Source organism: Haloarcula terrestris, assembly GCF_031624315.1.
Lineage (GTDB): Archaea > Halobacteriota > Halobacteria > Halobacteriales > Haloarculaceae > Haloarcula > Haloarcula terrestris.
Genome location: NZ_JAMQOM010000001.1, coordinates 331,130 through 355,677, shown reverse-complemented (window position 1 = coordinate 355,677; position 24,548 = coordinate 331,130). Strand labels below are relative to the sequence as shown.

Genomic DNA, 24,548 nt, shown 5'->3' with positions numbered 1-24,548 from the left:
CGGTCAGGCCTTTCGGCGGCGCGACGACGGCAGGCGCTAAATAACGTCCTCGGGGTCGTGCTCGTCGGCCATCCGCGTCGCTTCCGTGGCGTACTGCGTTTGCAGGTCGGGGTCGTCGACAGCGCCGAGATTGCCGGGCTCTACGTCGACGGCGGCCGTTGTATCACGCACGTCCGAAAACGAGGTCAGGGCGCGTTCCTTCCGGAAGTACCGTTCGCCGTCGGGCGTCGCGTACGTGAGGATGATGAGGTTCTGCTCGTCGTCGGAGTAGGTCCGTTCGACCAGCCAGACGCGGACGGATTCTTCGGCGGCGGACATACGGAACTACACTACGCGATGACATGTGAACGTTTGGTCGACAGCGTGAGGCAGATACGCGGCGGCGATCTATTCAGTCCCAAGCGACCGTCCACTACGCCGAACCTTCTTGTAGGGGCACGCGGCCATCCGAGGCCATGTCGACCCACACGTTCAGGGAACTGGAAACGGCCGCCTACTGCCCGCGGAAGCTCTACTACCGTCGCCGCGACGGAGCGAGCGAGATACCCGACGAAATCGAGTCGATTCGCCAGATCGCTCGCGATTACGAGCGGCTGCTGACCGACGACGCCGCCCTGCTGGCCGCCCCCATCGAAGTCGGCCCCGACGAGTACCGCGACCGGCTCAGGGGGCTACGGGACCGGCTCGCTGACTGGGATGCGCTGGTCGCGCCGGCGGCGACGGACGCGTATCTCGATGGCAAGGACGCCCGCGGTATCGCACACAAGATCGTCGCGGGACAGGACGGCCCAGTTCCGTCGCTCGTCTTCGCCGGCCGACCGCCCGAGGAGGGGGTCTGGGAGCCCCAGACCGTGCGGCTGGTCGCCGCCGCCAAGGCGCTGTCCTGGGAGCGCGAGCGCGACATCGGGCACGCCTACGCGGAGTACCCGGCCTACGGCGTCATCCAGCGCATCGAGGTGAACGCGCGGCGGGCCGGCGTCTACCGTCGGGCGGTCAGGACCGCCGACAGCATTGACGGCCCGCCGGGACGGGTGCGCAACGACGCGAAATGCACGCCCTGTGAGTTTAGCGACGACTGCGGCGTCAAAACGCGGTCGTTGCGGTCGATGCTACGGTGAGGCGGGCAGCCACCGGACAGCGTAAGCGTCAGTCCCGGTCCGCCAGCCACGACTCGACGGCGTCGGCGTGTGCGCCACGGCGGTGTATCGTCCCGCTATCGACGTTCACGACCGTCGAGCCGGTCCCACCGTCGGTCTCGCCGGCGTCGAGGACTAGTGCGGCGCGCTCGCGGATGGCGTCGAGGTCGTCGACGGAGCGGGCACTCGGGTTGCCGGAGATATTGGCGCTCGTAGCCGTCAGCGGTCCGGTTTCGGCAAGCAGCTCGAGCGCGAGGTCGTGGTCGGGGATCCGAACCCCGACGCGGTCCCGGCCGGCGACGAGCACGTCCGGCACCGCGTCGGTGCGCTCGACAACGACGGTGACCGGACCGGGGAGGAACTCGCGCATAAACGCCAGTTCGCGGTCGCTCGGGCGCGTGTACTCGCGTGCGGCCTCGACATCAGGGACGGCCAGCGACACCGGCTTGTCGCGGTCGCGGCCCTTCGCCTCGAACACACGCTCGACGGCAGCAGCATCGAGCGCGTCCGCGCCGAGCCCGTACACCGTCTCCGTCGGATAGACGACCAGCTCTCCGTCGCGGAGTGCCGCCGCGGCCTCGTCGACTGTCGCCATCGTCAGAGCTGGGCTTCGACTTCGTCGTAGTCCGGGAAGTCGGGCCATTCCTGGGCCACCCACGCGTACTCGACGGTCCGGTCGCTATCGAGGACGAACACCGACGGGCGGGGCTCCTCGATGCCGGCCATCCCGTCGAGGTCCATGTCGATGCTGTACTGCTGTGCGACGCCGTTTGCGGGGTCCGAGAACAGCCGGTAGTTCCCCTCGATTTCCCGCTCTTCGAGCAGTTGCTTGTGCTCGTAGGGTGTCGAGATCGAGACGCCGACGACGGTGGCCTGCTCGTGCCACGCGCGGTCGCGGATCTCGTTCCAGATGTACGTCGCCGGGAACGCGCCGTCCATCGGGTGGAACACGAGCACCACCCGGTCGCTGTCGGCACACAGCGACGAGAGCGACTCGTCCGCCCAGAACTCCTCGTTGACGAGCGGGCGTGTGAAATCCGGCGCGGTATCGCCTTCCTCGGGGTGGTCGACCGGGTCGAGGTCGACGATTTCGAAATCGAGCTCCATCAGGCCACACCTCCTGCGGTCTCCTCACCCTCGCCGTAGGTCCGCTCCAGATACGCGACGATGTTGGCGCTCTCGGACATCGTCACGCCGGTGTTCTCGTCGACGATGGCCGGGACGGTCCGCTTCCCGGAGAGTCGCTTGACTACGTCCCGGTCCGAATGCATCGGCTCGACGAACCGCGAGTGATAGTCGAGACCGTATTCGTTCAGTTTCCGGACGACGCGCTCACAGAACGGACACGCCTGCAGCCGGTACAGCGTGATGTCGGGCTCGCTCATACTCTGGGCGGGGATACGCGCGAAAGCCGGGTAAGGGCTTCGTTGGCGGCCCCTCCATGACAAGTCTTAATCCGCGGGCATTACAACTTCGACCGTTGATGTCCCTCGACCCACCTGTGCTGTCTGAGCTGTCTGTAGCGACACTGCAGGCGTACGAAGTGGTCGGCGTCCCGATACCGCAGAACGTGGTACTCGTCGGTGGTATCGTTACAATTGTCGGCCTGATCGTTCTCTCGGCGTTCTTCTCGTCCTCGGAAATCGCGATGTTCTCGCTGCCCGCCCACCGGACGGAAGCGCTCGTCGAGGACGGCGTACCGGGTGCGAAAACGCTCAAACAACTCAAATCAGACCCCCACCGCCTGCTGGTGACGATTCTCGTCGGAAACAACCTCGTCAACATCGCGATGTCCTCTATCGCCACCGGACTCCTCGCGATGTACCTCTCTCAGGGCGAGGCCGTGCTCGCGGCTACCTTCGGAATCACCGCTATCGTCCTGCTGTTCGGCGAGAGCGCGCCAAAGAGCTACGCGGTCGAGAACACCGAATCGTGGGCGCTGCGCATCGCACGCCCCCTCAAATTCGCCGAGAAGTTCCTGTTGCCGCTCATACTGCTGTTCGATTACCTCACCCGCGTCGTCAACAAGATCACCGGCGGCCGGTCGGCCATCGAGACCTCCTACGTCACCCGCGAGGAGATACAGGACATCATCGAGACGGGCGAGCGCGAGGGCGTCCTCGACGAGGACGAACGCGAGATGCTCCAGCGGACGCTCCGGTTCAACGACACCATCGCCAAGGAAGTGATGACGCCGCGGCTGGACATGACCGCCGTCGCCAAGGAGGCCTCCGCCGAAGAGGCCCTGGAGACGTGCATTCAGAGCGGCCACGCACGCATCCCCGTCTACGAGGGGAGCCTGGACAACGTCATCGGCGTCATCCACATCCGTGACCTCGTTCGGGACCTCAACTACGGCGAGGCATTGGCCCGCGATATGGACCTCGAAGACCTCATCGAGCCGACCCTGCACGTCCCCGAGTCCAAGAACGTCGACGACCTGCTGACCGAGATGCGGGCCGAGCGCCTGCACATGGTCATCGTCATCGACGAGTTCGGGACCACCGAGGGACTGGTGACGATGGAGGACCTGACCGAAGAGATCGTCGGCGAAATCCTCGAAGGCGAGGAGGAAGAGCCCATCGAGTACGTCGACGACGACACGGTCACGGTCAAAGGCGAGGTCAACATCGAGGAGGTCAACGAGGCCCTCGATCTGGACCTGCCGGAAGGCGAGGAGTTCGAGACCATCGCTGGCTTCATCTTCAACCGCGCTGGCCGGCTCGTCGAGGAAGGCGAGACCATCACCTACGACGGCGTCGAGATCCGCGTCGAACAGGTCGAGAACACGCGCATCATGAAGGCACGGGTCATTCGCCTCGAAGACGACGAGGCGGAGCCGGTCGACGCGGAAGAGGCCACTGACTGAGGGTTCGGGGCAGCGGTCGTTTTAGGGCGGTTGCGGTCGACAGCGATAGTATGGGTTATCACCACCTCGCAGTCGACGACATCGAACCGACACCAGACCGGCCCAGCGTCCAGCGCTCTATCAGCGACGCGGTCGGCCTGGAGAACGCCGCCGTCAACGTCTACGAGGTCGCTCCCGGCGAGGACATCCCGCTCGCGTATCACTACCACGACGATCAAGAAGAACTGTTCTACGTCTGCTCGGGCACGCTCGCCGTCGAAACGCCCGAAAAGACCTACGAGATCGGTGAAGACGAGGTGTTCGTCGTCGAACCGGACAGCCCCCAGCGGGCGCACAACCCCGAATCGGCGACCGAACCGGTGAAGACCATCGTCGTCGGCGCGCCCGCAGTGGACGACGTACATCCCTACGACCCCGAGTAAGCCGAGTGCCGCGGCCGCTCCGCGGACCGCTACTGGAGCGTGATGACGTAGGTCAGCGCGAACAGGAGTATCGCGCCAGTCGCGACGTTGATCGCCGTCAGTTCCGCCGCGCCGATGACGCTCAGCCCCCAGACGATAGTGGCCGCAAACGCCGTCGAGAGCACGACGTTCATCGCGATGAGTACCCGCGGGTCACCCTGCGAGCCGCTTGCCCCCTCTTCGAACCCGTTCGCGTCGCTCATGCCCACGACCACGGACGGGACGCCCCTTAGCTCTTTGGCAGGCGGTCCGAATGTGGCGTATGGACGTTCGGAACCGCGACGGGGACCCGGTCGACCCGGTCCCGTTTCTCGTCTGCACCGCGACGGCGGTGCTGCTGCTGTTCTCCGTCGGCCCGCTGTACGGCCTCGCCTACGGGCTGCCGGTGTGGGCCGGACTGGCGGTCGCAACAGTCGGGACCGCCGCCGTCTCCGCGGTCGCCTATCACCGACTCGTGTGGACAGCCCCGCCGCCCTCGGTACAGATCGCCCCGGAGCTTCGCTTTCAGCGTCTCATCTACATCGGTGTCGGCTTCGCCGTCCTGTTGCTCGCCGTCTCCGTCCCGCTGGCCCTGTGATTTACTACCCCGGTATGCATGTGGACTGGTATGCGCAAGGTCGAACGCTCTCGGTTCGTGATGGCGCGGCCGCCGGCTGTCCACCGCACGCTCTCCCCGGAAGCAGTCGTCGCAGCGGAGGGGACATTCACCGTAACGGCCGTCGAGGAAACCGACGACGGGACGCTCGTCACCGCCGCCGGCCCGGGGATGTCGGTGCCGCTTCGATTCGAGACTCGGGACGACGGGCTCCGGTACACTGCCGAGGGCGAGGTCGGCCCTTTCGACCACCTGGAGACGCGAATCACCGTCACGCCGGAGGAAAACGGCTCCCGAATCACGATGCGGTCGACCGTCTCGCTGAACCTGCCCCTGCCCTTCGCCGACCGCATCGCCGCCTGGAAGCGCGGCAACGAACTGGAGCGGGCCATCGAGGAACTGGCGGCCGACGTTCCCGGGGGCTGAAGGCGACAGCGCCACCGGCCCGTTCGTCGCTGCCCGTGAGACGACTGCGCACAACCACGGTACGTTTAGTAGCCGGAACCTACATGTACGACCATGAGCATCCTCGACAGCGTCAAGGAGGCACTCACGTCACAGCCGGACGCGAAGTCCCGCCCCGACGACGGGTCAGAGGGGGCGTACTGGTGTGACGACTGCGGCGTCCGCATCAGGGATGTCGACCTGGACGGCGAGCCGGTCTGTCCGGATTGCGGCGAGGAGATGCGCTTCGAGCGCGCGGCCGGCCGTGACTGTGCCTGCTAGGGGCTCCGAATCACCGTTTCATCGCCCTGTTCCGCCGGAAACGGACCCGTAAGCGACTCGCTGTCCGTCCATTCTCCGTCCGTGACCAGCGCGTCGTCCAGTGCCGTCCGAAGGGCGTCCTCGTCGTAGTCGGTTCCGATGAACACCAGTTCCGTCCGGCGGTCGCCGTGCTCGTCGTGCCAGTCGAGCTCCGGTCGGTTCGAGCGGTACATGTCCCGCTCGACTTCGGGGAGGCTCGCGATCCACGGTCCCTGTGCCTCGGCGCGTATCGAGGGGCCGGCCTGGCCGATAACGACGCGGGACTCGTTGTCCGCCAGCCAGACGGTGCCTTTCGACCGGACGACACCCGCCGGGAGGTCCCGAAGCACGTCGGCCAACCGCCCAGGATGGAACGGCTGGCGGCGGCGGTAGGTGAAGGAGGTGACGCCGTACACGTCCGCGGGGTGCTTGTGGCCGCCGTGTCCGTGGTCGCTGTCGTCTGCATCGCCCTCGGCATCGTGGTCGTGGTCGTGCCCGCCGTGGCTGTGCCCGGCTTCGGCCAGCGCCCGCTTCCAGCCGGGCAGGTCGTTGATCTCGGTCTGGTCGAACAGTTCTCGGTCGAACAGCCGGTCGGGAGCGACCTGTGAGAACGTCGTTCGGATGGTCTCGGCGTCGGGCTGTAACGCGCCGACCAGTTCCTCGGCCTCGTCGAGTTCGCCGTCGGAACAGAGGTCCGCCTTGTTCAGGAGGACGATGTTCGAGAGTTCGACCTGCTCGACCATGAGGTCCGAGAGCGGGCGATCGGCGTCCTCGGCCGCTGTGTCGCTGCTATCTCCATCGACGTTTGCTTCGCCGCTGCCGCGGCGTTCCGGCGTCTCGCCCGAGAAGGAATCGAGAAACAGCCGCGTATCGAGCACGGTCACGAGCGTGTCGACTCGATACAGCGCGGCTACCCGCGATTCGGTGGTGAACAGCCGCGCGACCGGTGCCGGCTCGGAGATGCCAGAGGACTCGACGACCAGTGCGTCGAAGTCCCGATTGTTCGCCAGCCGGACGACCGCCGTTTCGAGGTCGTCCTGCAGTTCACAGCAGATACAGCCGTTGGACAGCTCCGCGACGCCGTCGTCAACGTCGAGTTCGGACCCCTCGGCGATGAGTTCCGCGTCGACGTTGACCGTCCCCATGTCGTTGACGAGGACGGCGATGTCGCGGTCGCCAGCCTCGGTCAGCAGGTGGTTCAGCAGCGTCGTCTTCCCGGCCCCGAGGCTTCCGGAGAGAATCGTGACGGGAATGGTGTCGCGCATACCCTCCGTTGTGGACCGGTTCCCTTCAAGCCGCGCCCTGTTTCCGGCGGCCGGACACGACCGCTGTGCCGCCACGGCGGGTAGGCGCTGTCGGCGGATAGCTGCGACAGCTTTTACTCCGTGCCTCCCGCACACATGACCCACGATGGAACTGGCCGACCGAATCGAGCGCTTTCGCCGGACACTGCGGGAGTGGGCCCGCGGGCTGTACCACGGCATGATAACGCATCCGGCCTACGAGAAAATCGAGAAGGAGGCCGAGGACATCGAGGACGCGTTCATGCTGGCCTGTTTCCCCGACGCCTTCGGCATCCCGTCGCCGGTGTCGTACTACACCGCCGAGTTGCTGCCGTACCTCGAAGACACGTTCGAGGCCTGGGAGCGGCGGCTGTGGGACCGGGGGTCGTACATCGAACGCAAGGGCCAGCAGTACCACTTCTGATGGAGCCGTTCGTCTTCTTCGGCGGCAAAGGCGGGGTCGGCAAGACCACCGTCTCCTGTGCCTACGGCGTGAAATCCGCGCGGGCGGGCCTGGAGACGCTCGTCGTCTCGACGGACCCGGCCCACTCTGTTACGGACGTGTTCGACCAGGAGTTCGGCGACGAGCCGGCTGCCGTCGAGGGTATCGACGGTCTCGACGCGATGGAGATCGACCCAGAGACCGAGACCCAGCGCCACCTCGACGGCATCCGCAACGACCTCTCCGAGCAGGTGTCGGCGGCGATGGTCAACGAGATCAACCAACAGCTGGAGATGGCCCACCAGACGCCGGGGGCCTACGAGTCGGCGCTGTTCGACCGCTTCGTCGACGTGATGCGCAACGCCGACCCGTACGACCGGGTGGTCTTCGACACGTCGCCGACCGGCAGCACGCTCCGCCTGCTCGGCCTGCCGGAGTTCCTCGAAGGCTGGATCGACCGGCTGATGCACAAACGCGAGAAGAGCATCGACCTCTTCGAGAAGGCCGCCATCGGGAGCAACGAGCCCCGGCGCGTGATGGACGGGGACCCGGTACTGGCCCGCTTACAGGACCGCAAGGAGTTCTTCGAGTTCGCCGGCGGCGCGCTGCAGGCCGACGCCGCCTTCTTCCTCGTGCTCAACCCCGACCAGCTCTCGGTCAACGAGACGCGGCGCGCCATCGCCGAGATGCGGGAGCGCGACCTCTCGGTCCGTGGCCTCGTGGCGAACAAACTCACGCCCGAACCGGACCCCGACGAGAACGGCCGCGGGGCTCGGTATCTCCGGGACCGGGTCGCCACTGAGAACGAGCGGCTTCGGGAGGTCCGCGAGACGCTCGATCCCCCGCTGGTCGCGGAAATCACGACCCGCACGGCGGAGGTGAAAGGCGACCTGCTCGAAGACGTGGCCGCCGAACTCGCTGTCGAGACGGAGTCGGAAGCGCCGACGTTCGTCTGACCCGCCGACCTGCCGCTCATGTGCGGCTCGCGCACGACCGATAAGTAATCAGATATTAGATTTTTTGTTGACAGTCGATGCGGTGCATCCGTGCAGGTTTTGACGGACTCACGAAGTGTAAGAAATATATGATAACTATTAATAGCCTAATCTCAGTTAATATTCATGCACATCCATGACTCAAGTAATCTGGATCGTACTGGCTGTACTGGTGACGTTCAGCGTGGGGTATCTGGGGTACTCGAAATACCTCGCGCGGTTCCTCGAACTTGACAACGACAACGAGACACCGGCACACAAGTACGAAGACGGGCAGGAGTACGTCCCGTCGAAGAAACCGGTGTTGCTCGGCCACCACTACTCCAGTATCGCGGGTGGGGCACCGATTGTCGGCCCGATCACGGCGGGGGCCATCTGGGGCTGGGTCCCGGCACTGCTGTGGATCGCTATCGGCAACCCGCTGATGGGGAGTGTCCACGACTTCGTCTCGCTGTCGGGGTCGCTCCGGCACGAGGGGAAGTCCATCGGGTACATCGTCGGTGAGTACGTCGGCGAGGGCGGGAAGAACATGCTGTTGTGGTTCGCGTTCCTGACGATCATCCTCGTCGTGGCGGTGTTCGCGCTCGTCGTCGGGATCGTGTTCAACGCCTACCCCGAGGTGGTGACGGCGTCGCTGGTCTACATCGCCCTCGCGCTGGCGTTTGGCGTGTACCTCTACCAGCTCAACGGGCCGTTCATCCCGGGGACAGTCCTGTTCGTCACGGGCGTGTTCGTCGGCGTCTACGCCGGGATTCAGTTCCCGATTGCGCTGTTCGAGCCGACGGCGGAACGGACCGCGGAGATGTCCGTTATCGTGTTGCTGGGCGGCAGCGGCTCCTGGGTGCCCGGCGCGGGCGCACTAGGCGGTAACACCGCGGCGTGGATCCCGGTTATCATGGCCTACGCCGCTATCGCCAGCGCACTCCCGGTGTGGGTGTTGCTCCAGCCGCGTGACTACCTCTCCTCGTTCCTGCTGTACACCGGCGTCGGCGGTGCGCTGCTGGCTATTATTGTCGGCACTCTCCTCGGCTCGGCGAGCGAGCCGCTGGTCATCGCCGACTCGATCGGTGCGTTCAACGGGTTCTGGGGTGTCGAGGGCGCGGGCCTGTACCCGCTGTTCCCCCTGCTGTTCATCACAATCGCCTGTGGGACCATCAGCGGCTTCCACTCGCTGGTCTCCTCGGGGACGACGGCGAAGCAACTGAACAAGGAAACCGACGCCCGCCTCATCGGCTACGGCGGGATGCTGGGTGAGGGCCTGCTCGCGGCCGTCGCGCTGTCGACGCTCGCGGTCGCCGGCTTCCCCGACCCCGCAGGCGGTATCGGTGCGGCGCTGCCGAACTTCGCAACCGGTGGCGGCATCATCCTGACGAGTCTCGGCCTGCCACAGGCCTTTGGCGCACCGTTCATGGCGCTCGTCCTCGTGAGCTTCCTGCTTACGTCCACTGACACGGCCGTCCGCCTCGGCCGCTACATGATGGAAGAGATCGTCGGCCTCCCGGCCGGCCAGACATCGACCGGGCTCGACCTTGGCGGTGGCATCCGCTCGATGCTCGGCGAACTCGGCCGCGGTCGGTACACGAACCCGATCATCCAGTGTGGCCTCGCGTACGTGATGGTCGTCTCCGGCCAGTGGGTCGTCCTGTGGGCGCTATTCGGCGGCGCAAACCAGCTCCTGGCCGCGCTAGCGCTGCTGACCGGGACGGTCTGGCTGGCCAACTGGGACAAGAGCAAGCAGCTGTACTCCACCGGAGTGCCGATGGCCGTGATGGTGGTAATAACCGTGCTCGGCCTCGGCTGGCTCGCGTTCTACCAGAACATCTACCAGACCATCATCGTGGGCGGTGCGAGCGGCGTCCAGCTGTTTGCCACGATCATCCAGACGCTTCTGGCACTGACCCTCATCGGTCTCGCTCTGGCGCTGGTCAAGAAAGGCTACGACAACATCAGCACCGTTCGCGAGAGCTACGGTGGCGGCATGGTCGAACCGAGCGACGACTGACACGACCGATCATTTCTCTGTTTTCGGCGCTGGCAGCGACTGCTACCGCGAATTATTTCCAGAATCGCTTGGCGAGCCGCGAGAGCACCCCTTCCTCGGGCTGGCTCACGTCTTCCCAGAGGACGAACGCCTCGACCACATCGGCGGTCTCGCCGGCGACCGCTTCCTGTTTGTCGGGCACGACGACGCCCAGATTGACCTCGTAGTGGCCGTAGTAGCCGTACTTCAACAGTGTCCGCTCGCGCTGTCCCTCGACGAACGTCCGGACTTCCTCGGACAGTTCGTCAGCGACGAGGACGAACGTGAAGTCCGTCCGGTAGTGCTCCTCGTTCGCCGTGACCCGCTTGTCGGCCAGGTCGTGCCCGAGTTCGACCAGCCGCTTCAGTTCGCCGACCGTCGGTCGGTCGACGCGGCGGGCGTAGAGGTACTCCTCGGACTCGTGGTCGCCGTAGGACAGCGCCGGGTGGAAGAACTGCTTCTGGTTCAGCACTCGCATCTCGCCGTAGAGGTCCCAACGCTCGCCCCGGAGCCGGTGGTCCCGCTCCAGCGTGTAGTTGTACATCAGCCGGTCGCTCACCCGGTCGAAGTAGGGGTCGTCGGTCCAGTGTGGGACTTCGTCGACGATCTCGTCGGGTAGCTCCGACTTCGGAACCGCACCCGTCATCGGGTCTTCCCAGCCGTCCGCACCGTAGTCCGGCGACTCCTCGACCGCCGTGGACTCGGACTCGTCGGTCATCGCTCCGAATCGCGCGAACGGTCAGTTCCCACCGATGCCATGGCGCGGTAGCTCATACCATGGGGATGCCGTGTCGCCCTCTTAAGCGCGTCGGTCAGATGCCGGTCGTTCACGGGCTGTACACGACCGCCTCGGCAGGTTTTTGACGCTGGCTTCCGAATTAATCACTAACAATCATGGCGAAAGACACCGAAGCCTGCGGCCGCTGCTCGATGACAGTTGTCGTCGACGCCGTCGACGAGGAGGGCGGCGATCAGGTCCACGACCCGTTCGGCGACGACCGTATCGAAGTCGACCAGCGCGACATCGAGCGCGTTTCGCCCGAGGCCTGGATGGGGCGGCTCTCGACCCGCGTTAACGAGGCCGTGCGCCGGTTCGTCTGGGGCCGCTGACCGGCTCAGAACGCCGTATCGATAGCCCAGAACAGCCCGTAGCTCAGCCCGAACGCCAGCGCGAGCGACCCGATCCAGGCCAGCACCGTCTTGCCCATTTTCTCCCGACTGACCTCGCCGCCGCCGGCGGCCGCGCCGGAGCCGACGATCGCCGAGACGATGATCTCGTTGAACGACACCGGGATACCGAAGAAGACGGCCGCCTGCGCGATGATGAAACTCGGAATCAGCGCGCCGATAGAGCGCCGCGGTCCCAGCGAGGAGTAGTCCTGTGCCAGCGCTTTGATCATCCGCGGCGCGCCCGTCCAGGACCCGATGAGGAGGCCGAGCCCACCGAACAGCAGGATCCCGGTGATTGGGATGGCGGCCGTCGGCCCCTCCCCGAGCAGGGGGACCAGCGGCCCCAGCGCCAGGCCGACCTGGCTCCCGCCGGCCGAAAAGGCCACGAGCCCGCCCATCACTAGCAGGAAGTGGCGCTGCCCGGCGGCTGCATCCGCTCTGATGTCCAGATACAGCAGTCCCGCGGCGAGCGCCCCGGCAAGGAGCGTCACGACGATCATCGACGGGAGTATCGGCGTGCCGGCTGCTCGTGCGACAGCGCGGGCGACTGACGCCTGTTCGCTGCCCGGTGCCAGGAGAACGAACTCGATGTTCGCCAGGATCGCGCCGACCAGCCCGCCAAGCAGCGGGACGAGCCGTTCCTCGGTGGTGGCTTCGTGGCGGAGCGACCACGCCGTGCCGAAGGCGATGCCGCCGCCGACGAAGGGTGTCAGCACCCACAGCGAGACGATTTCGATGTACTTGGCCGTCGCCGGCTGGCCACCCATCGCCAGCCCGACGCCGACGACCGCGCCGGTGACAGTGAAGGCTGTCGCGATAGGATAACCGGTGAAGATACCGACGGCGACCAGCGCCGCCGCCGTTAGCAGTGCGACGATGGCGGCGATGGCCGAAAGGCCGCCGCCGCTCGGGAACAGGACGAGTTCGCTCCCGACCGCTTCGGTGACGTTGGCCCCCTGCAGGACCGCGCCGGCCAGCCCGAGGATGCCGACGAAGAACCCGGCCCGCATCACCGAAATCGCGTTCGCGCCTACGGCCGGCGCGAACGGAGTGGACCCGGACGACCCAGCACCGATAGCCCAGGCCATGAACAGACTCGCCGCTGACGCGACAACAAGTGTCACAATCGTACTCGTCGCGACCATCTGTCACGGCGTTTGCCCTGCCCTACAATGAGCCTACCGTTCGCGCGACCGATTCACGCTGTTGTGTCCGATGACGGGCGGAAATCTCGGTGTTCGTTACTGCATGGCTCTGACTCCCAACCGACAACGACTGCAGCAACGCTCCCCGAGTCACATCGACACATCAGCGTCGGAGTCAAGCGAATCGATGTCCTCAGTGGCTTCGTCGAGACCGTCCTCGCGGAGGGTGGCGGCGTGTTGTGTCGACAACCCGGCGTCGGTGAGTGCGTCCTCGAACTCGCTCTGGAAGCGGTGGGAGACCCGACGAGCGGCGTCCTGTGCGGCGACGACGCGGCGGTAGTGAGCGGCCCAGGACTCGTCGATATCGAACTCGTCGGCGAGTTCGGCGACCGATGGGTCGTCGTCGGCGACGCGGCGGCGGAACTCAGCCAGGTCGAACGGTGCCTCTGTGTCCTCGTCGCGGAGGAGATGCAGGTCCAGCCGCGCCTCGACCACGTCGGACTCGTCCGCCCCGATGTCGGCCGCGATAGTCTCGTCGTCGTTCCCCTCGTAGAACAGTCGGACAACTGTCACCAGAGCGTCGTCGGCAAGCCCGGTCTGAAACTCGTAGCGCTCCCGCATCCGCGCGATGGTGTCTTCGAGTCGGTCCGTGACACCGGCCTCGTCAGTATCGGCCAGGGACCCTCTCGACGCCTCCTGTGACTCCGTCACGGCCGCCTCGTCGGAGACATCCATGAAGATGTCACGGAGTTCTTCGGTCTTCTCGTCCATCGAACCTTAGACTTTGTCTCCGGAGTGATATAACTGTCGGACGGATAAGGTAAACGTGAGAAACTTTCAACAGTGTCGCAATTCACGCAAGACGGCGAAGGGGCGTGATAAGATTTAAGCGGGCGCGAATCACGTGTTACCGTATGTCAACCGTACTCCAGACGACCACGCGCCCGACGTTCTGGCGCATCGGGGACGTGGGGAAAGCGCTGTTTTACTACCTCGCAGCGCTCGCCATTCTCGTCTTTCTCTACGGTGTGTACGACCGCGTCACCCGCTACGCTCGGGGCAGCGAAGACCCCTTCGAGCGGCTGGACGACCTGCCACAGCGGACGGTTGCGGCGGCGCAGCTAGCCCTGTCAAACCGCAAGCAACTCGACCGGGACACCGTCGCGGGCGTGATGCACGCCTTCGTCGTCTGGGGGTTTCTGACGCTGCTCATCGGGACGACCATCCTCGGAATCGACATGGACCTGTATCGCCCGCTGACCGGCGAATCCTTCTTCGTCGGTCGGTTCTACCTCTCCTACTCGTTCGTGATGGACGCGATGGGGCTGCTGTTCGTCGTCGGCGTCGGCGTCGCGCTGTGGCGGCGCTACGGCCGTCGGATGGAGCGCCTCCACGACCGTCACACCTCCCGCGAGGACGACCTGTTTCTGGGCGTGCTGTTCGTGCTGGGCGTCGGCGGCTACCTCACCGAAGCGGTGCGGATTCTCGGCACGTCGACGGTCCGGGATGTCTCCTTCGAGACCGTGAGTTTCGTCGGTTGGTCGCTCAAGGAAGTCCTGGTGATGGTGGGAATGACGCCCGAGCTGGCCGCGACAGCGTATCCCTTCGTCTGGTGGAGCCACTCGCTGGTCGCGCTGTGGTTCGTCGCCTGGATTCCCTACGCCAAGCCGTTCCACATGCTCTCCTCGTTCGCGAACCTCGTCGCCCGCGACGAGAAAGCCGGGGTGCGACTGCCGGGCGTGCCAAGCGACGCCAGCCCCGAAGAGATCGGCCCCAGCGACATCGACGACTTCTCCTGGAAGCAGTTGCTCGACCACGACGCCTGTACGAAGTGTGGCCGGTGCTCCTCGGTCTGTCCGGCCAAGGCCTCCGGCCGGCCACTGGACCCGCGAAACGTCATTCTGGACCTGAAACGCTACCGTGAGGAACGCGATGCCGGCGGCGACGACGTGCCGATCATCGCCGACGGCGGCACGTCGGTCATCGACGCCCACACGATGGAGTCCTGTATGTCCTGTATGGCCTGCATGGACGCTTGCCCGGTCGATATCGAACACGTCACGCAGTTCACCGAGATGAACCGCCGGCTGACCGAGGCCGGCGAGATGGACGAACACGTCCAGGACGCGATGATGAACGTCTTCCAGCACGGCAACACCTTCGGCGACCCCGAACGCGCCCGGCCGGACTGGACCGAGGACCTCGACTTCGAGGTCCCGGACGCCCGCGACGAACCGGTCGAATACCTCTGGTACGTCGGCGACTACCCCAGCTACGACGAGCGAAACCAGAAGATTGCACGGGCGCTGGCTCGCATCTTCGAGGCCGCCGACGTTGACTACGGCATCCTCTACGAGGCCGAACAGACCGACGGCAACGACGTGCGCCGCGTCGGCGAGGAAGGGCTCTACGAGATGCTCGTCGAGGACAACGCCGCCGCGATGCTGGACTGCGAATTCGAGTCCATCGTCACGACGGACCCCCACGCCTACAACACGTTCATGAACGAGTACCCCGAGTTCGAGGCCTGCGAGTGGGGCGAAGACGACGTGTTCCACTACACGCAGGTCGTCGCCGACCTCGCCGGCTCGGGCGCGCTCGGCCTCTCGGGCTCGGAACTGGACTACACCGTCACCTACCACGACCCCTGCCACCTCGGCCGCTACAACGGTGAGTTCGAAGCGCCGCGAGACCTCATCCGCGCGACCGGGGCCGACCTCCACGAGATGCCCCGCAACAGGGACGACTCCTTCTGCTGTGGTGGCGGCGGTGGCGGCCTCTGGATGGACCTCGAAGAGGAGACGAAGCCGAGTGAGGAACGCCTGCGCGAGGCGCTTGAAGACACCGACGCGGGCGCGGCCGTCGAGAAGTTCGTCGTCGCCTGCCCGATGTGCATGACGATGTACGAGGACGGGCGCAAGACCGGCGGCTACGAGGACGATCTGGAAATCGTCGGCGTCACTGAACTGCTGGCCGAGGCGATCAGCGGGGCCTAACTTACAGCCGTTCACACACCTGCTTCCCGCTCACGACCTCGGGGATTATCACCTCGTCCGCGCCGACGCGGCGAGCCACCGTCTCGTCCTGTCGGTCGCCGGCCCGGACGATGAGTCGGACCGTCGGCGCGAGCTGGCTGGCCAGGACCGCGATCTGGATGTTCGCGTTCGTGTCGTCGATTGCGCCGATAACCGTGTCAGCCCGCTTGACGCCGGCCTCTGTCAGCGTCTCCTCGCGGCTCGCGTCGGCTTCCAGCGCGAGGTGGCCGTCGTCGAGCGCCCGCTCGTACTGTTCGGTCTGCTGTTCGATGACCACGACCCGTGTGTCCGTGTCGGCTATCTGTGCCGCGACGGTCTGCCCGAACGTCCCGTAGCCACAGACGACGACGTGGTCGTCCAGTTCCCCGATTCGCTGTGCGATTTGCATGCGTGTGAGTTCGTCTTGAATCTGGCCGCCGAAGGCCGCCGATAGCACTGTTTCCCCGGTCCAGAGCCCGGCGACGACAAGGCCGGTCAGCACCACGATAGCGTAGCCCTTGACCAGCGTCGCGGGTCCGTCGTGGGTCCGGAAGTGGAGTTCGATGCTCGTCGGGTCAAGCAGCCAGAACAGGGCGTTGACGACCCCGATACCGCCGAGTGTGACGAATCCGATCACACCGGCAGCGACGAGTCCGACGAACGCGAGCACCGGTCGGGCGAGTCGCCGGAGCAGCGACCGGTCCGTGCCTGTGCGGCTAGCGCTGCGTTGCATTGCTGTAGCTGTCTATGGCTGTCCGTCCCGCCCCACTGGTACAGTCGGCGCGTTGCGACGAGTCAGGCCGCGGGATCAGTCTGTCACGTCCCAGGGGCGTGTCTCGGGTTCCTCGCCGTGGTCGTCACTGTCTGTGTTCGCCGGTCGGTGTCGGTTCGGGTCGATGGGTTTGAGGCAGTCGACGCAATTACTGACAAGTACCATGATATGAGTTAGCACGGCCCGGTATATGTATGTTACCGGAATATGGCTAGACTGGATATAATGTCATTATATGTCGTTAGTACGGATCTGTGCCGACTCAAAACAATATTTTCGACGATGGGATTTCCAGCCGGCCAAACCCTTAACGCCACCAGGCTCCCACGGCGGGATAATGGACGTTGCACTGCTCACCGTCGGAGACGAACTGCTCGCTGGCGACACGGAGAACACGAACGCGTCGTGGCTGGGCCGCCAGCTCACGGCCGCCGGGGCGAGCGTTACCCGCGTCCTGACTGTCCCCGACGACGAGGCGGTCATCGCCGACGCCGTGGCGCGGTATCACGACGCCTTCGACGCGGTCATCGTCACCGGCGGCATCGGCGGGACACCCGACGACGTGACGAAGGCCGGAGTCGCTCGGGCCTTCGGCCGCGACCTCGTCGTCCCCGAGGACGTTCGCGCCCACCTCGAAGCAAAGGCCGAGCAGTTCGCCGCTGACAACCCCGAGATGGTGGACCGCTACGACATGGATCTGGACCTCGACGCGTGGGCGTCGGTCCCCGAGGGGGGCCAGGCGCTGCTGACCGACGAGAGCTTCGCCGCCGGCTGTGTCATCGACCACGTGTACGTGTTCCCGGGCATCCCCGAGGAACTGCGAGCGATGTACGAGACCGTCGCCGACGAGTTCGACGGCGACCGGACGACGGAGACGATGCACACGCCAGCGCCCGAGGGTGCGCTCGTCTCCACCATCACTGCGGCTCGCGAGCAGTTCGACGTGGCCGTCGGGAGCTATCCCCGCAAGGACGACACGCCAGGCCGGGTGAAGATCACCGGCGACGACCCAGCGACCGTCGCTGACGCGGCGGCCTGGCTCCGCGAGCGAATCGAGACGGAGTAAATCGGTAAGCGGTGGGTTCTTGCCACAGACGGCCCGAAATGTCGGTATGAACCTGACACAGCGCCCGCGCCGCCTGCGGACCGACGGCGTGCGACCGCTGGTGCGCGAAACGGACCTCTCGGCCTCGGACCTCATCGCGCCGGTGTTCGTCGACGCGACGACCGATGAGCGCGTCCCTATCGAGACGATGCCGGGCCACGAACGGGTCCCTGTCGATGAAGCGGTCGACCGCGTCGAGGAGATCCGTGAGACCGGGGTCGAAGCGGTAATGTTGTTCGGCGTTCCCGAAGCGAAAGACGAGCGGGGGAGCCGTGCCTGGGCCGAAGACGGCGTCGTCCAGGGGGCGACACGCCGGATCACCGACGAAACCGACGCCTACGTCATCACGGATGTCTGTCTCTGTGAGTACACCGACCACGGCCACTGTGGCGTCCTCGAAGACGACGCCGCCGAGGACCCACGGCTGACGGTGCGCAACGACGAGACGCTGGACCTGCTGGGGAACATTGCCGCGAGCCACGCCACGGCCGGGGCCGACATGGTCGCGCCGTCGGGCATGATCGACGGCATGGTCGCCGCAATCCGGGAGGCGCTGGACGCCCAGGGCAATACTGATGTGCCGATCATGAGCTACGCCGCGAAGTACGAATCGGCCTTCTACGGCCCGTTCCGGGACGCCGCCGACGGCGCGCCGGCGTTCGGCGACCGCCGGCACTACCAGATGGACCCCGCGAACGCACGCGAGGCCCGCCGCGAGGTCGACCTGGATGTCGAGCAGGGCGCGGACGTGTTGATGGTCAAGCCCGCGCTGCCGTACCTGGATATCGTCAAGGAAATCCGGGAGTCCTACGACCATCCCGTCGCCGCCTACAACGTCTCCGGCGAGTACGCGATGCTCCACGCCGCCGCCGAGAAGGGGTGGCTCGACCTCGAAGCGGTCGCCTACGAGTCGCTGCTGTCGATCAAGCGCGCCGGCGCGGACCTGATTCTCACCTACTTCGCCGAGGACCTCGCAGACGAACTCTAATTCGGCGACTTTCGAGTTAGTACGCCGCAAGCCAGACGGTCCCGGAGGATGTCACTGTCAGTCCCAGGGTGTGTCAGTGAAGTGGCCGGCCGCCGTACGGAAGCGTATGAACGCCAGAGAGACTATCGAGGCTTATTACTCCGCGCTCCGGGCCGGGGACCCGCTCGCCCCGTTCTTCGCATCCGATGGGGACCGTTCGGTGGTCAAGTTCGGTATCTCCGAACAGTTGGTCGGGACCGACACCGTCAGAGCGGGACTGCGAGCACAGACCGAGACGACGATGGACTGGACCGTCGACAGCCACGCGCTCCGGGTCACGGACCGCGAGGACTACGCGTGGTTCAGCGACGCCGTCGAACTGTGCTGGACCGACGCCGAGGGCAAAGTCCGCCACGAGTACGACACGCGCTGGAGCGGGACCCTCGAAGCCACCGGCGAGGCGCGCGAGTGGCAGTTCGTCGGGATGCACGTCAGCACGGCCGATGATTTGACACAGTAGGCGGTCGCTAATCGCCGCCGAGCGTGGCGAAGACGAATTCGCTATCGCTTCCCAGAGGGTCCGTCGCGGTGACGGTTTCCGTCTCGGTGAAGCCCGCGTCGGCCAACTGGTCGAGCGTCGCCCGTCGACCCGGCGCTGAGAAGAACATCGACCCGCCCATCCAGCCGCGGCGGACGGTCTCGAACCGCCCGCTCGGCAGCGTCATCAGCACGATGCCCCCCGGTCGGAGGACGCGGGCGAACTCTCGGTAGACGGCCGGGTGCTGGTCCCGCGGGACGTGAAAGACGGCGTGATAGGCCGTGACAGCGTCCACGCTGTCGGTCGCAATCGGGAGCGCCGTCATGTCTCCCTGGACGAGCCGGCTGTCCGGAACCGTCTCTGCCGCGAGAGCCAGTCCCGCACGCGAGAAATCGAGACCGATGCTGTCCCGTGGGAGGTTCGCAAGCGTTCGCGCGCCGTCACCACAGCCTACGTCGAGGACAGTCGGCGGTTCGGAGAACCGGTCGAGCAGGTCATCAAGTAGGGCCGCGTCCGACCCGGTCGGGTCACGCCGGTCGGCGTAGGTCTCGGAGACGCTGTCCCACGCGCGGCGCACGTCGTTGCGGTCCATATTCTGTGTGAGGGGGCCACACGGTTATGCGTTCGACTAGCCCGGGCTATTCCGCTGACTCGCCGAGCGCGTCCATCGCCGCCTCAAGGGTAAACTGCCCCTCGTAGAGTGCGCTGCCGACCACGACGGCGGCGGCCCCGGCCGAGCGCAGCGCCAGCACGTCGTCGATCGTCGCCACGCCGCCGCTTGCGATGACCGGGATGTCGACGCTATCGACCAGTCGGCGGACCGGCTCGGTCCGCACGCCGTCGAGTTGTCCCTCCACGTCCACGTCGGTAAAGAGGATGCCGCCGGCCCCGAGGTCGGCGTAGCGGGCCGCGGCCTCGGCGGGGTCCAGCCCGGTGCCTTCGGTCCACCCGGAGACGACCACCTCGCCGTCCTTCGCGTCGAGGCTCACCAGCACACTGCCGGGGTGTTCGTCGCTGATCTCGCCGACGATCTCCGGCGTCTCGACGGCGGCGGTTCCGAGAATGACGCGATCAAGCCCGCGGTCGAGCAGCGAGACGGCGTCCTCAGCGGTCCGAATGCCGCCACCGAGTTGCACGTCAACGTCGGCCCCTACTGCGTCGAGGACGGCGTCGATGGCCGCGGCGTTCTGTCGCTCGCCCTCGAACGCGCCGTCGAGGTCGACGAGATGGAGCGTCCGCGCGCCGGCGTCGACCCACCGCTTTGCGGCCTCGACCGGGTCGCCGTAGGTCTTCTCCGTGCCGCGTTCGCCGCCGACTAACTGGACCACCTGTCCGTCCTGCATGTCGACCGCGGGGACGACCTCGAACTCGGGTAACATGGCCGGTGGTCCGGCGGCGGCCGTCGAAAGCGTGTCGGTCCCATACGTTCGGACGGCTACCTGGCCCACACACCCCCATCCTTTTACGGCGTGCTGGGAAAGGTTCGCCATGGTTACTGCTACACTTGTTCTCACACCGCTTGCCCGTCGGCTCGAAGACATCATGTTCGGGCCCTACGAGCGCGAGTACCGGCTGTTCGAACAGGCTGTCCTGGTCGTCGCCGTCGGCCTGGCGCTGGCCTGGGGACTGGCCGAGTTCGGCGTCCTGCCGCTCGGTACCGGCACGGTGTCGATACTCGCGACTGCCGCCAGCATCGCTATCTCGGCGTTCGTCGTCGTCGGCTTGCTGCAGTTTCTCGTCCTGGCGAACGTCCTCGAACGGACGAACGAGGATGTCGCCACCAAGGCCGCTGAGCTCGAAGCGGCCGCCGAGCAACTGGAAACGACCGCCGAGGAGCTAGAGACCACCGCCGACGAGGTCGAGGACGCCGCGGAGACGGTCGATGAGGCCGCCGAGGATGTCGAGCAGACCGCGGACGATGTCGAGAAAACCGCGGACGAGGTTGAACAGACAGCCGACGAAGTGAAAGAGACCGTCGACGAGGTCGAACAGACGGCCGACGAGGTCGAACAGACCGCGACCCAGACCGGCGACGAGGACGCGGCCGAGAAGGTCACCGAGGTCAAGGACAAGACGACCGAAGTGAAAGACAAGACGACCGAGGTCAAGGACAAGGCGACGGAAGCGAAGGACAAGACGACCGAAGTGAAAGACAAAACGACCGAGGTCAAAGACAAGACCAGCGACGCGAAGCAAACAGCCGAGTCGGTCACCGACGAGGTCGAAGCGGCCAAAGAGGCGGCGAGCGAGGTCGAGGAGACCGCAAGCGAGGTCGAGGAGACGATGCCGGCCGAGGACGAACCGCTCATCGACGACAGTGACGAGTCCGACACCGCTGATAGTGGCTCGGACGAACGGTCCCGCTAGCGGGTCTCATCGCCGCTAGACCGAGTATCTGTTCGGTACGTTTTAACCCGGTGAGAGTCTGGCATCCGTATGGTCGAACTTCTCTTTGCCCTCGGTGTTCTGGTGGCTATTTTCGTCGGCTTCAACATCGGTGGCTCCTCTACGGGCGTCGCGTTCGGCCCGGCCGTCGGGTCAGATACGCTCTCGAAGCTGTCCGCGGCGGCCCTGATGACCATCTTCGCCCTCGCTGGGGGACTCATCGTCGGTCCCGAAGTTGTCGAGAGCCTCGGGAGCGACCTCGTCGCGACTGCCTTCTCGCCGCTCATCAGCATCGTCGTCCTGTTTTTCATCGGCGTGGCGCTGTTCCTCTCGAACGTGGTCGGCGTTCCGGCGTCGACCTCGATGACGGCCGTCGGCGCTATCGCGGGGTTGGGTCTGGCGCGCGGCACGCTCAATGCCGCCCTGATGCTCGAAATCGTCTCCTGGTGGCTCGTCTCGCCCATCATCGCCTTCTGGGTCAGCGGCGTCATCGGGCGGTACTTCTACCCTCGGCTGGTCGAGTGGTTCGCCGTCTCCCAGAGCGAGGGCGCGCTGCTCGATTTCGACCGGTCCGGTGCCGTTCCACGCCCGAGTCTGGGTGAAAACACGACACAGCGGGAGTTCATCGGTACGGTCGTCGTCATCGGTATCGGCTGTTACATGGGCTTCTCGGCGGGGGCGTCGAACGTCGCCAACGCCGTCGCGCCCCTCGTCGGAAACGGTTCTCTGGAGATGTACCCGGCGATCCTGCTCGGCGGCGGGGCCATCGGCCTCGGCGCGTTTACCATTGCTCGCCGGACGATGGACACGGTCGGCAACGACCTGACCGACCTGCCGCTGGTGGCCGCCATCGTCGTTGCAACGGTTGCCTCCACCATCGTCACCTTCCTCTCGGCGCTGGGCATCCCCGCGAGTTTCGTCATCATTGCGACGATGAGCATCGTCGGCCTCGGGTGGGGTCGTGCGACGCGAACGACGAGCCTCTCCGATACGGTCCAGGGTGAGTCGCCCGTCGCCTCTGTCGGTGCGCTGACTACCGACGCGGAGGCCGCGGACGCGCCGACTGTCGGCGGCAAGAAGGGGACGCCGAAGCCGGCCGAGACCGAACCCATCGGCGAGGAATCGCGGGAGGATATCCCGTCCGCGTCGGATCTGTTCGAGCCCGGAACCACTGCCAGAGTGATCTTCCTGCAGAACATCGTCCCCTCGATCGCGACGCTCGCGGCGTATCTGGTGTTCCGATTCCTGCCGATCGCCTGAGCAGTACCTGGCCCCGAACCGATGGCACCGATTCCACGACGAATCGCCGCGCTGTCCCTCATTATTTTGCACGACCTAAAACCGAAGGGCAAAGTCTAACAGGGCGGGGTTCGAACCGATCAGGTGATGCCCACGGTAGAGTACCTTAACTACGAAGTAGTGGACGATAACGGCTGGGACATGTACGACGACGACGTCTTCGCAGAGGCGTCCGAGATGGACCTCTCTGACGAGGACTACGGGTCCCTCGACGTGAACGAAGGCGAGTACATCCTGGAGGCCGCCGAGGCACAGGGCTACGATTGGCCCTTCTCGTGCCGCGCTGGGGCCTGTGCGAACTGTGCCGCCATCGTTCTCGAAGGCGACATCGACATGGACATGCAGCAGATCCTCAGCGACGAGGAAGTCGAAGACAAGAACGTTCGCCTGACCTGTATCGGCAGCCCGGACGCCGATGAGGTCAAGATCGTCTACAACGCCAAGCACCTCGATTACCTGCAGAACCGCGTCATCTAACGCGGCGTCTGCAGCGCACCGACTTCTTCTCTCTCGGTAGCACCCGCTTTTTACAGCCGTCGTATCGGAACCATTAGGGGCTGTGCTGTGTTGCATGTAGCCGTGCTCGGGTCGATACCGGACCTGCTTCGGCTGGTCGCCGTCCCGGTGTTCGGGTGGGCAGCCTACCGCGACGTGAAAACCCGCCGGGTGCCCAACCGGACCTGGACTCCGCTGGCCGTGCTGGCGGTCGTCCTCCTGCTGTGGGACGCCTACACCGTCTGGACCGGCCCGACGGCGGTCGGCCAGCGGCTGTTCTTCATCAGGGTCGCGATCAGCCTCGGCTTCGTCATCCCGCTGTCGTACGGCTTCTGGCTCATCGGCGGGTTCGGCGGGGCCGACGCGAAGGCGTTCATGCTCCTCGCCGTCCTCTTTCCCGTCTATCCCGTGTACTACCTGCCGAACGTCGCCCTGCCGCTCCAGACGACCGCTATCGGCGTTTTCTCGCTGACGGTGCTCTCGAACACCGTCCTCGCCGGCATTGTCTACCCGCTGGCCGTCGCCGCCGGTAACCTCGCCCGGGGGCGGTTTTCGCTGGCGATGTTTATCGGCCGGCCCGTCCCCGTCACGAGCGTCACCGCGGAGTACGGCCGCCTGCTCGAATCCCCCAACGGGTTCGACCGCGGCGGCCTCGACCTCGATGCCCTCCGGATGTATCTCCAGTGGCGCGGCTGCTCGCTCGCTGACATTCGCGCCAACCCCGACCAGCATCGGCTCCCGACCTCGCTGCCGCGGGTTCCGAACGACCCCGGCGACGGCTCGCTGGCGACCGATGGCGGCGACCCGGTGACCGATGACGTTGACGGGGCGGGCGGTCGCGGTGACGACGCCCCGACGCAGGGTGTGACTGATTCAGCTGACGGCATCGATGACCCGTGGGGTGCCGAACGCTTCCTGAACGATATTGAGCACTCTGCCTACGGAACCTCCCCCGACCAGCTCCGCGACGGGCTGGACGTGCTCGTCGAACAGGACGAGGTGTGGCTCTCGCCCGGGATTCCGTTCCTCGTCCCGATGTTCGCCGGGCTGGTCGTCTCGCTCACCTACGGCGACGTGCTGTTCTCGCTGTTGCAGGCGGTCGGGCTGGCCTGA

Annotated in this window: 31 protein-coding genes; 18 read left to right on the top strand and 13 right to left on the bottom strand. The window is 65.7% G+C overall.

Annotation, left to right across the window (positions count from 1 at the left end):
* Positions 1-36: 36 nt before the first annotated feature.
* Entirely contained in the window at positions 37-318 is a 282-nt protein-coding gene (locus NDI54_RS01970; RefSeq protein ID WP_310894805.1) for a hypothetical protein, read from the bottom strand.
* Between the two features lie 137 nt (positions 319-455).
* Between NDI54_RS01970 and NDI54_RS01965 the strand changes: the two genes are divergently transcribed.
* Entirely contained in the window at positions 456-1,118 is a 663-nt protein-coding gene (locus tag NDI54_RS01965; RefSeq protein ID WP_310894804.1) for a CRISPR-associated protein Cas4, read from the top strand.
* 28 nt (positions 1,119-1,146) lie between these two features.
* On the opposite strand, the gene NDI54_RS01960 is transcribed toward NDI54_RS01965, so the two are convergent.
* Genes NDI54_RS01960 through NDI54_RS01950 form a run of 3 tightly spaced genes read right to left on the bottom strand, consistent with a single transcriptional unit; the run spans position 1,147 to position 2,521 of the window.
* Positions 1,147-1,731, bottom strand: coding sequence for an L-threonylcarbamoyladenylate synthase (locus tag NDI54_RS01960; RefSeq protein WP_310894803.1), 585 nt, complete (start codon positions 1,729-1,731; stop codon positions 1,147-1,149).
* Between the two features lie 2 nt (positions 1,732-1,733).
* Positions 1,734-2,243, bottom strand: a complete 510-nt coding sequence (locus NDI54_RS01955; RefSeq protein WP_310894802.1) for a redoxin domain-containing protein — start codon at positions 2,241-2,243, stop codon at positions 1,734-1,736.
* A complete protein-coding gene (locus tag NDI54_RS01950; RefSeq protein ID WP_310894801.1) occupies positions 2,243-2,521 on the bottom strand; it encodes a glutathione S-transferase N-terminal domain-containing protein in 279 nt (92 codons plus the stop codon). Before NDI54_RS01950 ends, NDI54_RS01955 begins: the two co-directional genes overlap by 1 nt.
* A 98-nt stretch (positions 2,522-2,619) precedes the next feature.
* Here NDI54_RS01950 and NDI54_RS01945 point away from each other — a divergent pair, with 98 nt between their 5' ends.
* Positions 2,620-4,005: a hemolysin family protein gene (locus tag NDI54_RS01945; RefSeq protein ID WP_310894800.1), complete on the top strand. Its 1,386-nt coding sequence runs from the start codon at positions 2,620-2,622 to the stop codon at positions 4,003-4,005.
* A 50-nt stretch (positions 4,006-4,055) separates the two neighbouring features.
* Entirely contained in the window at positions 4,056-4,427 is a 372-nt protein-coding gene (locus tag NDI54_RS01940) for a cupin domain-containing protein (protein ID WP_310894799.1), read from the top strand.
* Positions 4,428-4,456: 29 nt separating this feature from the next.
* Here the strand turns inward: NDI54_RS01940 and NDI54_RS01935 are convergent, their stop codons facing one another.
* Positions 4,457-4,669, bottom strand: coding sequence for a hypothetical protein (locus tag NDI54_RS01935; RefSeq protein ID WP_310894798.1), 213 nt, complete (start codon positions 4,667-4,669; stop codon positions 4,457-4,459).
* A gap of 59 nt (positions 4,670-4,728) precedes the next feature.
* On the opposite strand from NDI54_RS01935, the gene NDI54_RS01930 reads away from it, so the two are divergent.
* The 3 genes from NDI54_RS01930 (at position 4,729) to NDI54_RS01920 (ending at position 5,787) form a co-directional block, all read left to right on the top strand.
* Complete coding sequence (locus NDI54_RS01930) at positions 4,729-5,043, top strand: hypothetical protein (RefSeq protein ID WP_310894797.1); 315 nt, start codon at positions 4,729-4,731, stop codon at positions 5,041-5,043.
* 30 nt (positions 5,044-5,073) lie between these two features.
* A complete protein-coding gene (locus tag NDI54_RS01925; protein WP_310894796.1) occupies positions 5,074-5,487 on the top strand; it encodes an SRPBCC family protein in 414 nt (137 codons plus the stop codon).
* A gap of 93 nt (positions 5,488-5,580) precedes the next feature.
* Positions 5,581-5,787, top strand: coding sequence for a hypothetical protein (locus tag NDI54_RS01920; RefSeq protein ID WP_310894795.1), 207 nt, complete (start codon positions 5,581-5,583; stop codon positions 5,785-5,787).
* Here NDI54_RS01920 and NDI54_RS01915 read toward each other — a convergent pair.
* The gene (locus tag NDI54_RS01915; protein WP_310894794.1) at positions 5,784-7,070 is read right to left on the bottom strand and encodes a CobW family GTP-binding protein; all 1,287 of its coding nucleotides are present in this window, start codon (positions 7,068-7,070) and stop codon (positions 5,784-5,786) included. The genes NDI54_RS01920 and NDI54_RS01915 overlap by 4 nt on opposite strands.
* A 145-nt stretch (positions 7,071-7,215) precedes the next feature.
* Here NDI54_RS01915 and NDI54_RS01910 point away from each other — a divergent pair, with 145 nt between their 5' ends.
* The 3 genes from NDI54_RS01910 (at position 7,216) to NDI54_RS01900 (ending at position 10,527) form a co-directional block, all read left to right on the top strand.
* Complete coding sequence (locus tag NDI54_RS01910) at positions 7,216-7,512, top strand: hypothetical protein (RefSeq protein WP_004959670.1); 297 nt, start codon at positions 7,216-7,218, stop codon at positions 7,510-7,512.
* Positions 7,512-8,486: an ArsA family ATPase gene (locus tag NDI54_RS01905; protein ID WP_310894793.1), complete on the top strand. Its 975-nt coding sequence runs from the start codon at positions 7,512-7,514 to the stop codon at positions 8,484-8,486. Before NDI54_RS01910 ends, NDI54_RS01905 begins: the two co-directional genes overlap by 1 nt.
* Positions 8,487-8,661: 175 nt before the next feature.
* A complete protein-coding gene (locus NDI54_RS01900) occupies positions 8,662-10,527 on the top strand; it encodes a carbon starvation CstA family protein (RefSeq protein WP_310894792.1) in 1,866 nt (621 codons plus the stop codon).
* Positions 10,528-10,579: 52 nt separating this feature from the next.
* On the opposite strand, the gene NDI54_RS01895 is transcribed toward NDI54_RS01900, so the two are convergent.
* Positions 10,580-11,263, bottom strand: coding sequence for a hypothetical protein (locus NDI54_RS01895; protein ID WP_310894791.1), 684 nt, complete (start codon positions 11,261-11,263; stop codon positions 10,580-10,582).
* Positions 11,264-11,439: 176 nt separating this feature from the next.
* On the opposite strand from NDI54_RS01895, the gene NDI54_RS01890 reads away from it, so the two are divergent.
* Positions 11,440-11,655, top strand: coding sequence for a hypothetical protein (locus NDI54_RS01890; protein WP_310894790.1), 216 nt, complete (start codon positions 11,440-11,442; stop codon positions 11,653-11,655).
* 5 nt (positions 11,656-11,660) lie between these two features.
* Here the strand turns inward: NDI54_RS01890 and NDI54_RS01885 are convergent, their stop codons facing one another.
* Together NDI54_RS01885 and NDI54_RS01880 are read right to left on the bottom strand one after the other, a co-directional pair.
* Positions 11,661-12,860, bottom strand: coding sequence for an inorganic phosphate transporter (locus tag NDI54_RS01885; protein WP_310894789.1), 1,200 nt, complete (start codon positions 12,858-12,860; stop codon positions 11,661-11,663).
* A 150-nt stretch (positions 12,861-13,010) separates the two neighbouring features.
* Complete coding sequence (locus NDI54_RS01880) at positions 13,011-13,631, bottom strand: conditioned medium-induced protein 4 (protein ID WP_310894788.1); 621 nt, start codon at positions 13,629-13,631, stop codon at positions 13,011-13,013.
* Positions 13,632-13,774: 143 nt separating this feature from the next.
* Between NDI54_RS01880 and NDI54_RS01875 the strand changes: the two genes are divergently transcribed.
* Complete coding sequence (locus NDI54_RS01875) at positions 13,775-15,856, top strand: heterodisulfide reductase-related iron-sulfur binding cluster (RefSeq protein ID WP_310894787.1); 2,082 nt, start codon at positions 13,775-13,777, stop codon at positions 15,854-15,856.
* A gap of 1 nt (position 15,857) precedes the next feature.
* On the opposite strand, the gene NDI54_RS01870 is transcribed toward NDI54_RS01875, so the two are convergent.
* The gene (locus NDI54_RS01870; RefSeq protein ID WP_310894786.1) at positions 15,858-16,607 is read right to left on the bottom strand and encodes a potassium channel family protein; all 750 of its coding nucleotides are present in this window, start codon (positions 16,605-16,607) and stop codon (positions 15,858-15,860) included.
* 75 nt (positions 16,608-16,682) lie between these two features.
* On the bottom strand, positions 16,683-16,811 hold the full coding sequence (locus tag NDI54_RS01865; protein ID WP_310894785.1) for a hypothetical protein: 129 nt from the start codon (positions 16,809-16,811) through the stop codon (positions 16,683-16,685).
* Between the two features lie 172 nt (positions 16,812-16,983).
* On the opposite strand from NDI54_RS01865, the gene NDI54_RS01860 reads away from it, so the two are divergent.
* The 3 genes from NDI54_RS01860 to NDI54_RS01850 all read left to right on the top strand — a co-directional run bounded on the left by NDI54_RS01860 (position 16,984) and on the right by NDI54_RS01850 (position 19,238).
* Positions 16,984-17,712: a competence/damage-inducible protein A gene (locus NDI54_RS01860; protein WP_310894784.1), complete on the top strand. Its 729-nt coding sequence runs from the start codon at positions 16,984-16,986 to the stop codon at positions 17,710-17,712.
* Positions 17,713-17,758: 46 nt separating this feature from the next.
* On the top strand, positions 17,759-18,739 hold the full coding sequence (hemB, locus tag NDI54_RS01855) for a porphobilinogen synthase (protein WP_310894783.1): 981 nt from the start codon (positions 17,759-17,761) through the stop codon (positions 18,737-18,739).
* A gap of 106 nt (positions 18,740-18,845) precedes the next feature.
* Positions 18,846-19,238, top strand: a complete 393-nt coding sequence (locus NDI54_RS01850; protein WP_310894782.1) for a nuclear transport factor 2 family protein — start codon at positions 18,846-18,848, stop codon at positions 19,236-19,238.
* Positions 19,239-19,245: 7 nt separating this feature from the next.
* Here NDI54_RS01850 and NDI54_RS01845 read toward each other — a convergent pair whose 3' ends face one another.
* On the bottom strand, positions 19,246-19,848 hold the full coding sequence (locus tag NDI54_RS01845) for a class I SAM-dependent methyltransferase (protein ID WP_310894781.1): 603 nt from the start codon (positions 19,846-19,848) through the stop codon (positions 19,246-19,248).
* Positions 19,849-19,894: 46 nt separating this feature from the next.
* Positions 19,895-20,635 carry a 1-(5-phosphoribosyl)-5-[(5-phosphoribosylamino)methylideneamino]imidazole-4-carboxamide isomerase gene (gene hisA, locus NDI54_RS01840; protein WP_310895140.1) on the bottom strand — a complete coding sequence of 247 codons (741 nt, stop codon included), beginning with the start codon at positions 20,633-20,635 and terminating at the stop codon, positions 19,895-19,897.
* A gap of 109 nt (positions 20,636-20,744) precedes the next feature.
* On the opposite strand from hisA, the gene NDI54_RS01835 reads away from it, so the two are divergent.
* The 4 genes from NDI54_RS01835 to NDI54_RS01820 all read left to right on the top strand — a co-directional run bounded on the left by NDI54_RS01835 (position 20,745) and on the right by NDI54_RS01820 (position 24,548).
* The gene (locus tag NDI54_RS01835; protein WP_310894780.1) at positions 20,745-21,623 is read left to right on the top strand and encodes a hypothetical protein; all 879 of its coding nucleotides are present in this window, start codon (positions 20,745-20,747) and stop codon (positions 21,621-21,623) included.
* 69 nt (positions 21,624-21,692) lie between these two features.
* The gene (locus tag NDI54_RS01830) at positions 21,693-22,901 is read left to right on the top strand and encodes an inorganic phosphate transporter (RefSeq protein WP_310894779.1); all 1,209 of its coding nucleotides are present in this window, start codon (positions 21,693-21,695) and stop codon (positions 22,899-22,901) included.
* Positions 22,902-23,027: 126 nt separating this feature from the next.
* On the top strand, positions 23,028-23,417 hold the full coding sequence (fer1, locus tag NDI54_RS01825) for a ferredoxin Fer1 (protein ID WP_310894778.1): 390 nt from the start codon (positions 23,028-23,030) through the stop codon (positions 23,415-23,417).
* 102 nt (positions 23,418-23,519) lie between these two features.
* Positions 23,520-24,548 carry an A24 family peptidase gene (locus tag NDI54_RS01820; RefSeq protein ID WP_310894777.1) on the top strand — a complete coding sequence of 343 codons (1,029 nt, stop codon included), beginning with the start codon at positions 23,520-23,522 and terminating at the stop codon, positions 24,546-24,548.

Coding starts and splice junctions, on each gene's coding strand:
- NDI54_RS01940 (WP_310894799.1), top strand. CDS start 4,056: ATGGGTTATCACCACCTCGCAGTCGACGACATCGAACCGACACCAGAC.
- NDI54_RS01970 (WP_310894805.1), bottom strand. CDS start 318: ATGTCCGCCGCCGAAGAATCCGTCCGCGTCTGGCTGGTCGAACGGACC.
- NDI54_RS01865 (WP_310894785.1), bottom strand. CDS start 16,811: ATGGTACTTGTCAGTAATTGCGTCGACTGCCTCAAACCCATCGACCCG.
- NDI54_RS01935 (WP_310894798.1), bottom strand. CDS start 4,669: ATGAGCGACGCGAACGGGTTCGAAGAGGGGGCAAGCGGCTCGCAGGGT.
- NDI54_RS01965 (WP_310894804.1), top strand. CDS start 456: ATGTCGACCCACACGTTCAGGGAACTGGAAACGGCCGCCTACTGCCCG.
- NDI54_RS01870 (WP_310894786.1), bottom strand. CDS start 16,607: ATGCAACGCAGCGCTAGCCGCACAGGCACGGACCGGTCGCTGCTCCGG.
- NDI54_RS01900 (WP_310894792.1), top strand. CDS start 8,662: ATGACTCAAGTAATCTGGATCGTACTGGCTGTACTGGTGACGTTCAGC.
- NDI54_RS01920 (WP_310894795.1), top strand. CDS start 5,581: ATGAGCATCCTCGACAGCGTCAAGGAGGCACTCACGTCACAGCCGGAC.
- NDI54_RS01955 (WP_310894802.1), bottom strand. CDS start 2,243: ATGGAGCTCGATTTCGAAATCGTCGACCTCGACCCGGTCGACCACCCC.
- NDI54_RS01960 (WP_310894803.1), bottom strand. CDS start 1,731: ATGGCGACAGTCGACGAGGCCGCGGCGGCACTCCGCGACGGAGAGCTG.
- NDI54_RS01860 (WP_310894784.1), top strand. CDS start 16,984: ATGGACGTTGCACTGCTCACCGTCGGAGACGAACTGCTCGCTGGCGAC.
- hisA (WP_310895140.1), bottom strand. CDS start 20,635: ATGTTACCCGAGTTCGAGGTCGTCCCCGCGGTCGACATGCAGGACGGA.
- NDI54_RS01850 (WP_310894782.1), top strand. CDS start 18,846: ATGAACGCCAGAGAGACTATCGAGGCTTATTACTCCGCGCTCCGGGCC.
- NDI54_RS01925 (WP_310894796.1), top strand. CDS start 5,074: ATGCGCAAGGTCGAACGCTCTCGGTTCGTGATGGCGCGGCCGCCGGCT.
- NDI54_RS01845 (WP_310894781.1), bottom strand. CDS start 19,848: ATGGACCGCAACGACGTGCGCCGCGCGTGGGACAGCGTCTCCGAGACC.
- NDI54_RS01910 (WP_004959670.1), top strand. CDS start 7,216: ATGGAACTGGCCGACCGAATCGAGCGCTTTCGCCGGACACTGCGGGAG.
- NDI54_RS01915 (WP_310894794.1), bottom strand. CDS start 7,070: ATGCGCGACACCATTCCCGTCACGATTCTCTCCGGAAGCCTCGGGGCC.
- NDI54_RS01835 (WP_310894780.1), top strand. CDS start 20,745: ATGGTTACTGCTACACTTGTTCTCACACCGCTTGCCCGTCGGCTCGAA.
- NDI54_RS01945 (WP_310894800.1), top strand. CDS start 2,620: ATGTCCCTCGACCCACCTGTGCTGTCTGAGCTGTCTGTAGCGACACTG.
- hemB (WP_310894783.1), top strand. CDS start 17,759: ATGAACCTGACACAGCGCCCGCGCCGCCTGCGGACCGACGGCGTGCGA.
- NDI54_RS01930 (WP_310894797.1), top strand. CDS start 4,729: ATGGACGTTCGGAACCGCGACGGGGACCCGGTCGACCCGGTCCCGTTT.
- NDI54_RS01885 (WP_310894789.1), bottom strand. CDS start 12,860: ATGGTCGCGACGAGTACGATTGTGACACTTGTTGTCGCGTCAGCGGCG.
- NDI54_RS01880 (WP_310894788.1), bottom strand. CDS start 13,631: ATGGACGAGAAGACCGAAGAACTCCGTGACATCTTCATGGATGTCTCC.
- NDI54_RS01905 (WP_310894793.1), top strand. CDS start 7,512: ATGGAGCCGTTCGTCTTCTTCGGCGGCAAAGGCGGGGTCGGCAAGACC.
- NDI54_RS01830 (WP_310894779.1), top strand. CDS start 21,693: ATGGTCGAACTTCTCTTTGCCCTCGGTGTTCTGGTGGCTATTTTCGTC.
- NDI54_RS01875 (WP_310894787.1), top strand. CDS start 13,775: ATGTCAACCGTACTCCAGACGACCACGCGCCCGACGTTCTGGCGCATC.
- NDI54_RS01895 (WP_310894791.1), bottom strand. CDS start 11,263: ATGACCGACGAGTCCGAGTCCACGGCGGTCGAGGAGTCGCCGGACTAC.
- NDI54_RS01950 (WP_310894801.1), bottom strand. CDS start 2,521: ATGAGCGAGCCCGACATCACGCTGTACCGGCTGCAGGCGTGTCCGTTC.
- fer1 (WP_310894778.1), top strand. CDS start 23,028: ATGCCCACGGTAGAGTACCTTAACTACGAAGTAGTGGACGATAACGGC.
- NDI54_RS01890 (WP_310894790.1), top strand. CDS start 11,440: ATGGCGAAAGACACCGAAGCCTGCGGCCGCTGCTCGATGACAGTTGTC.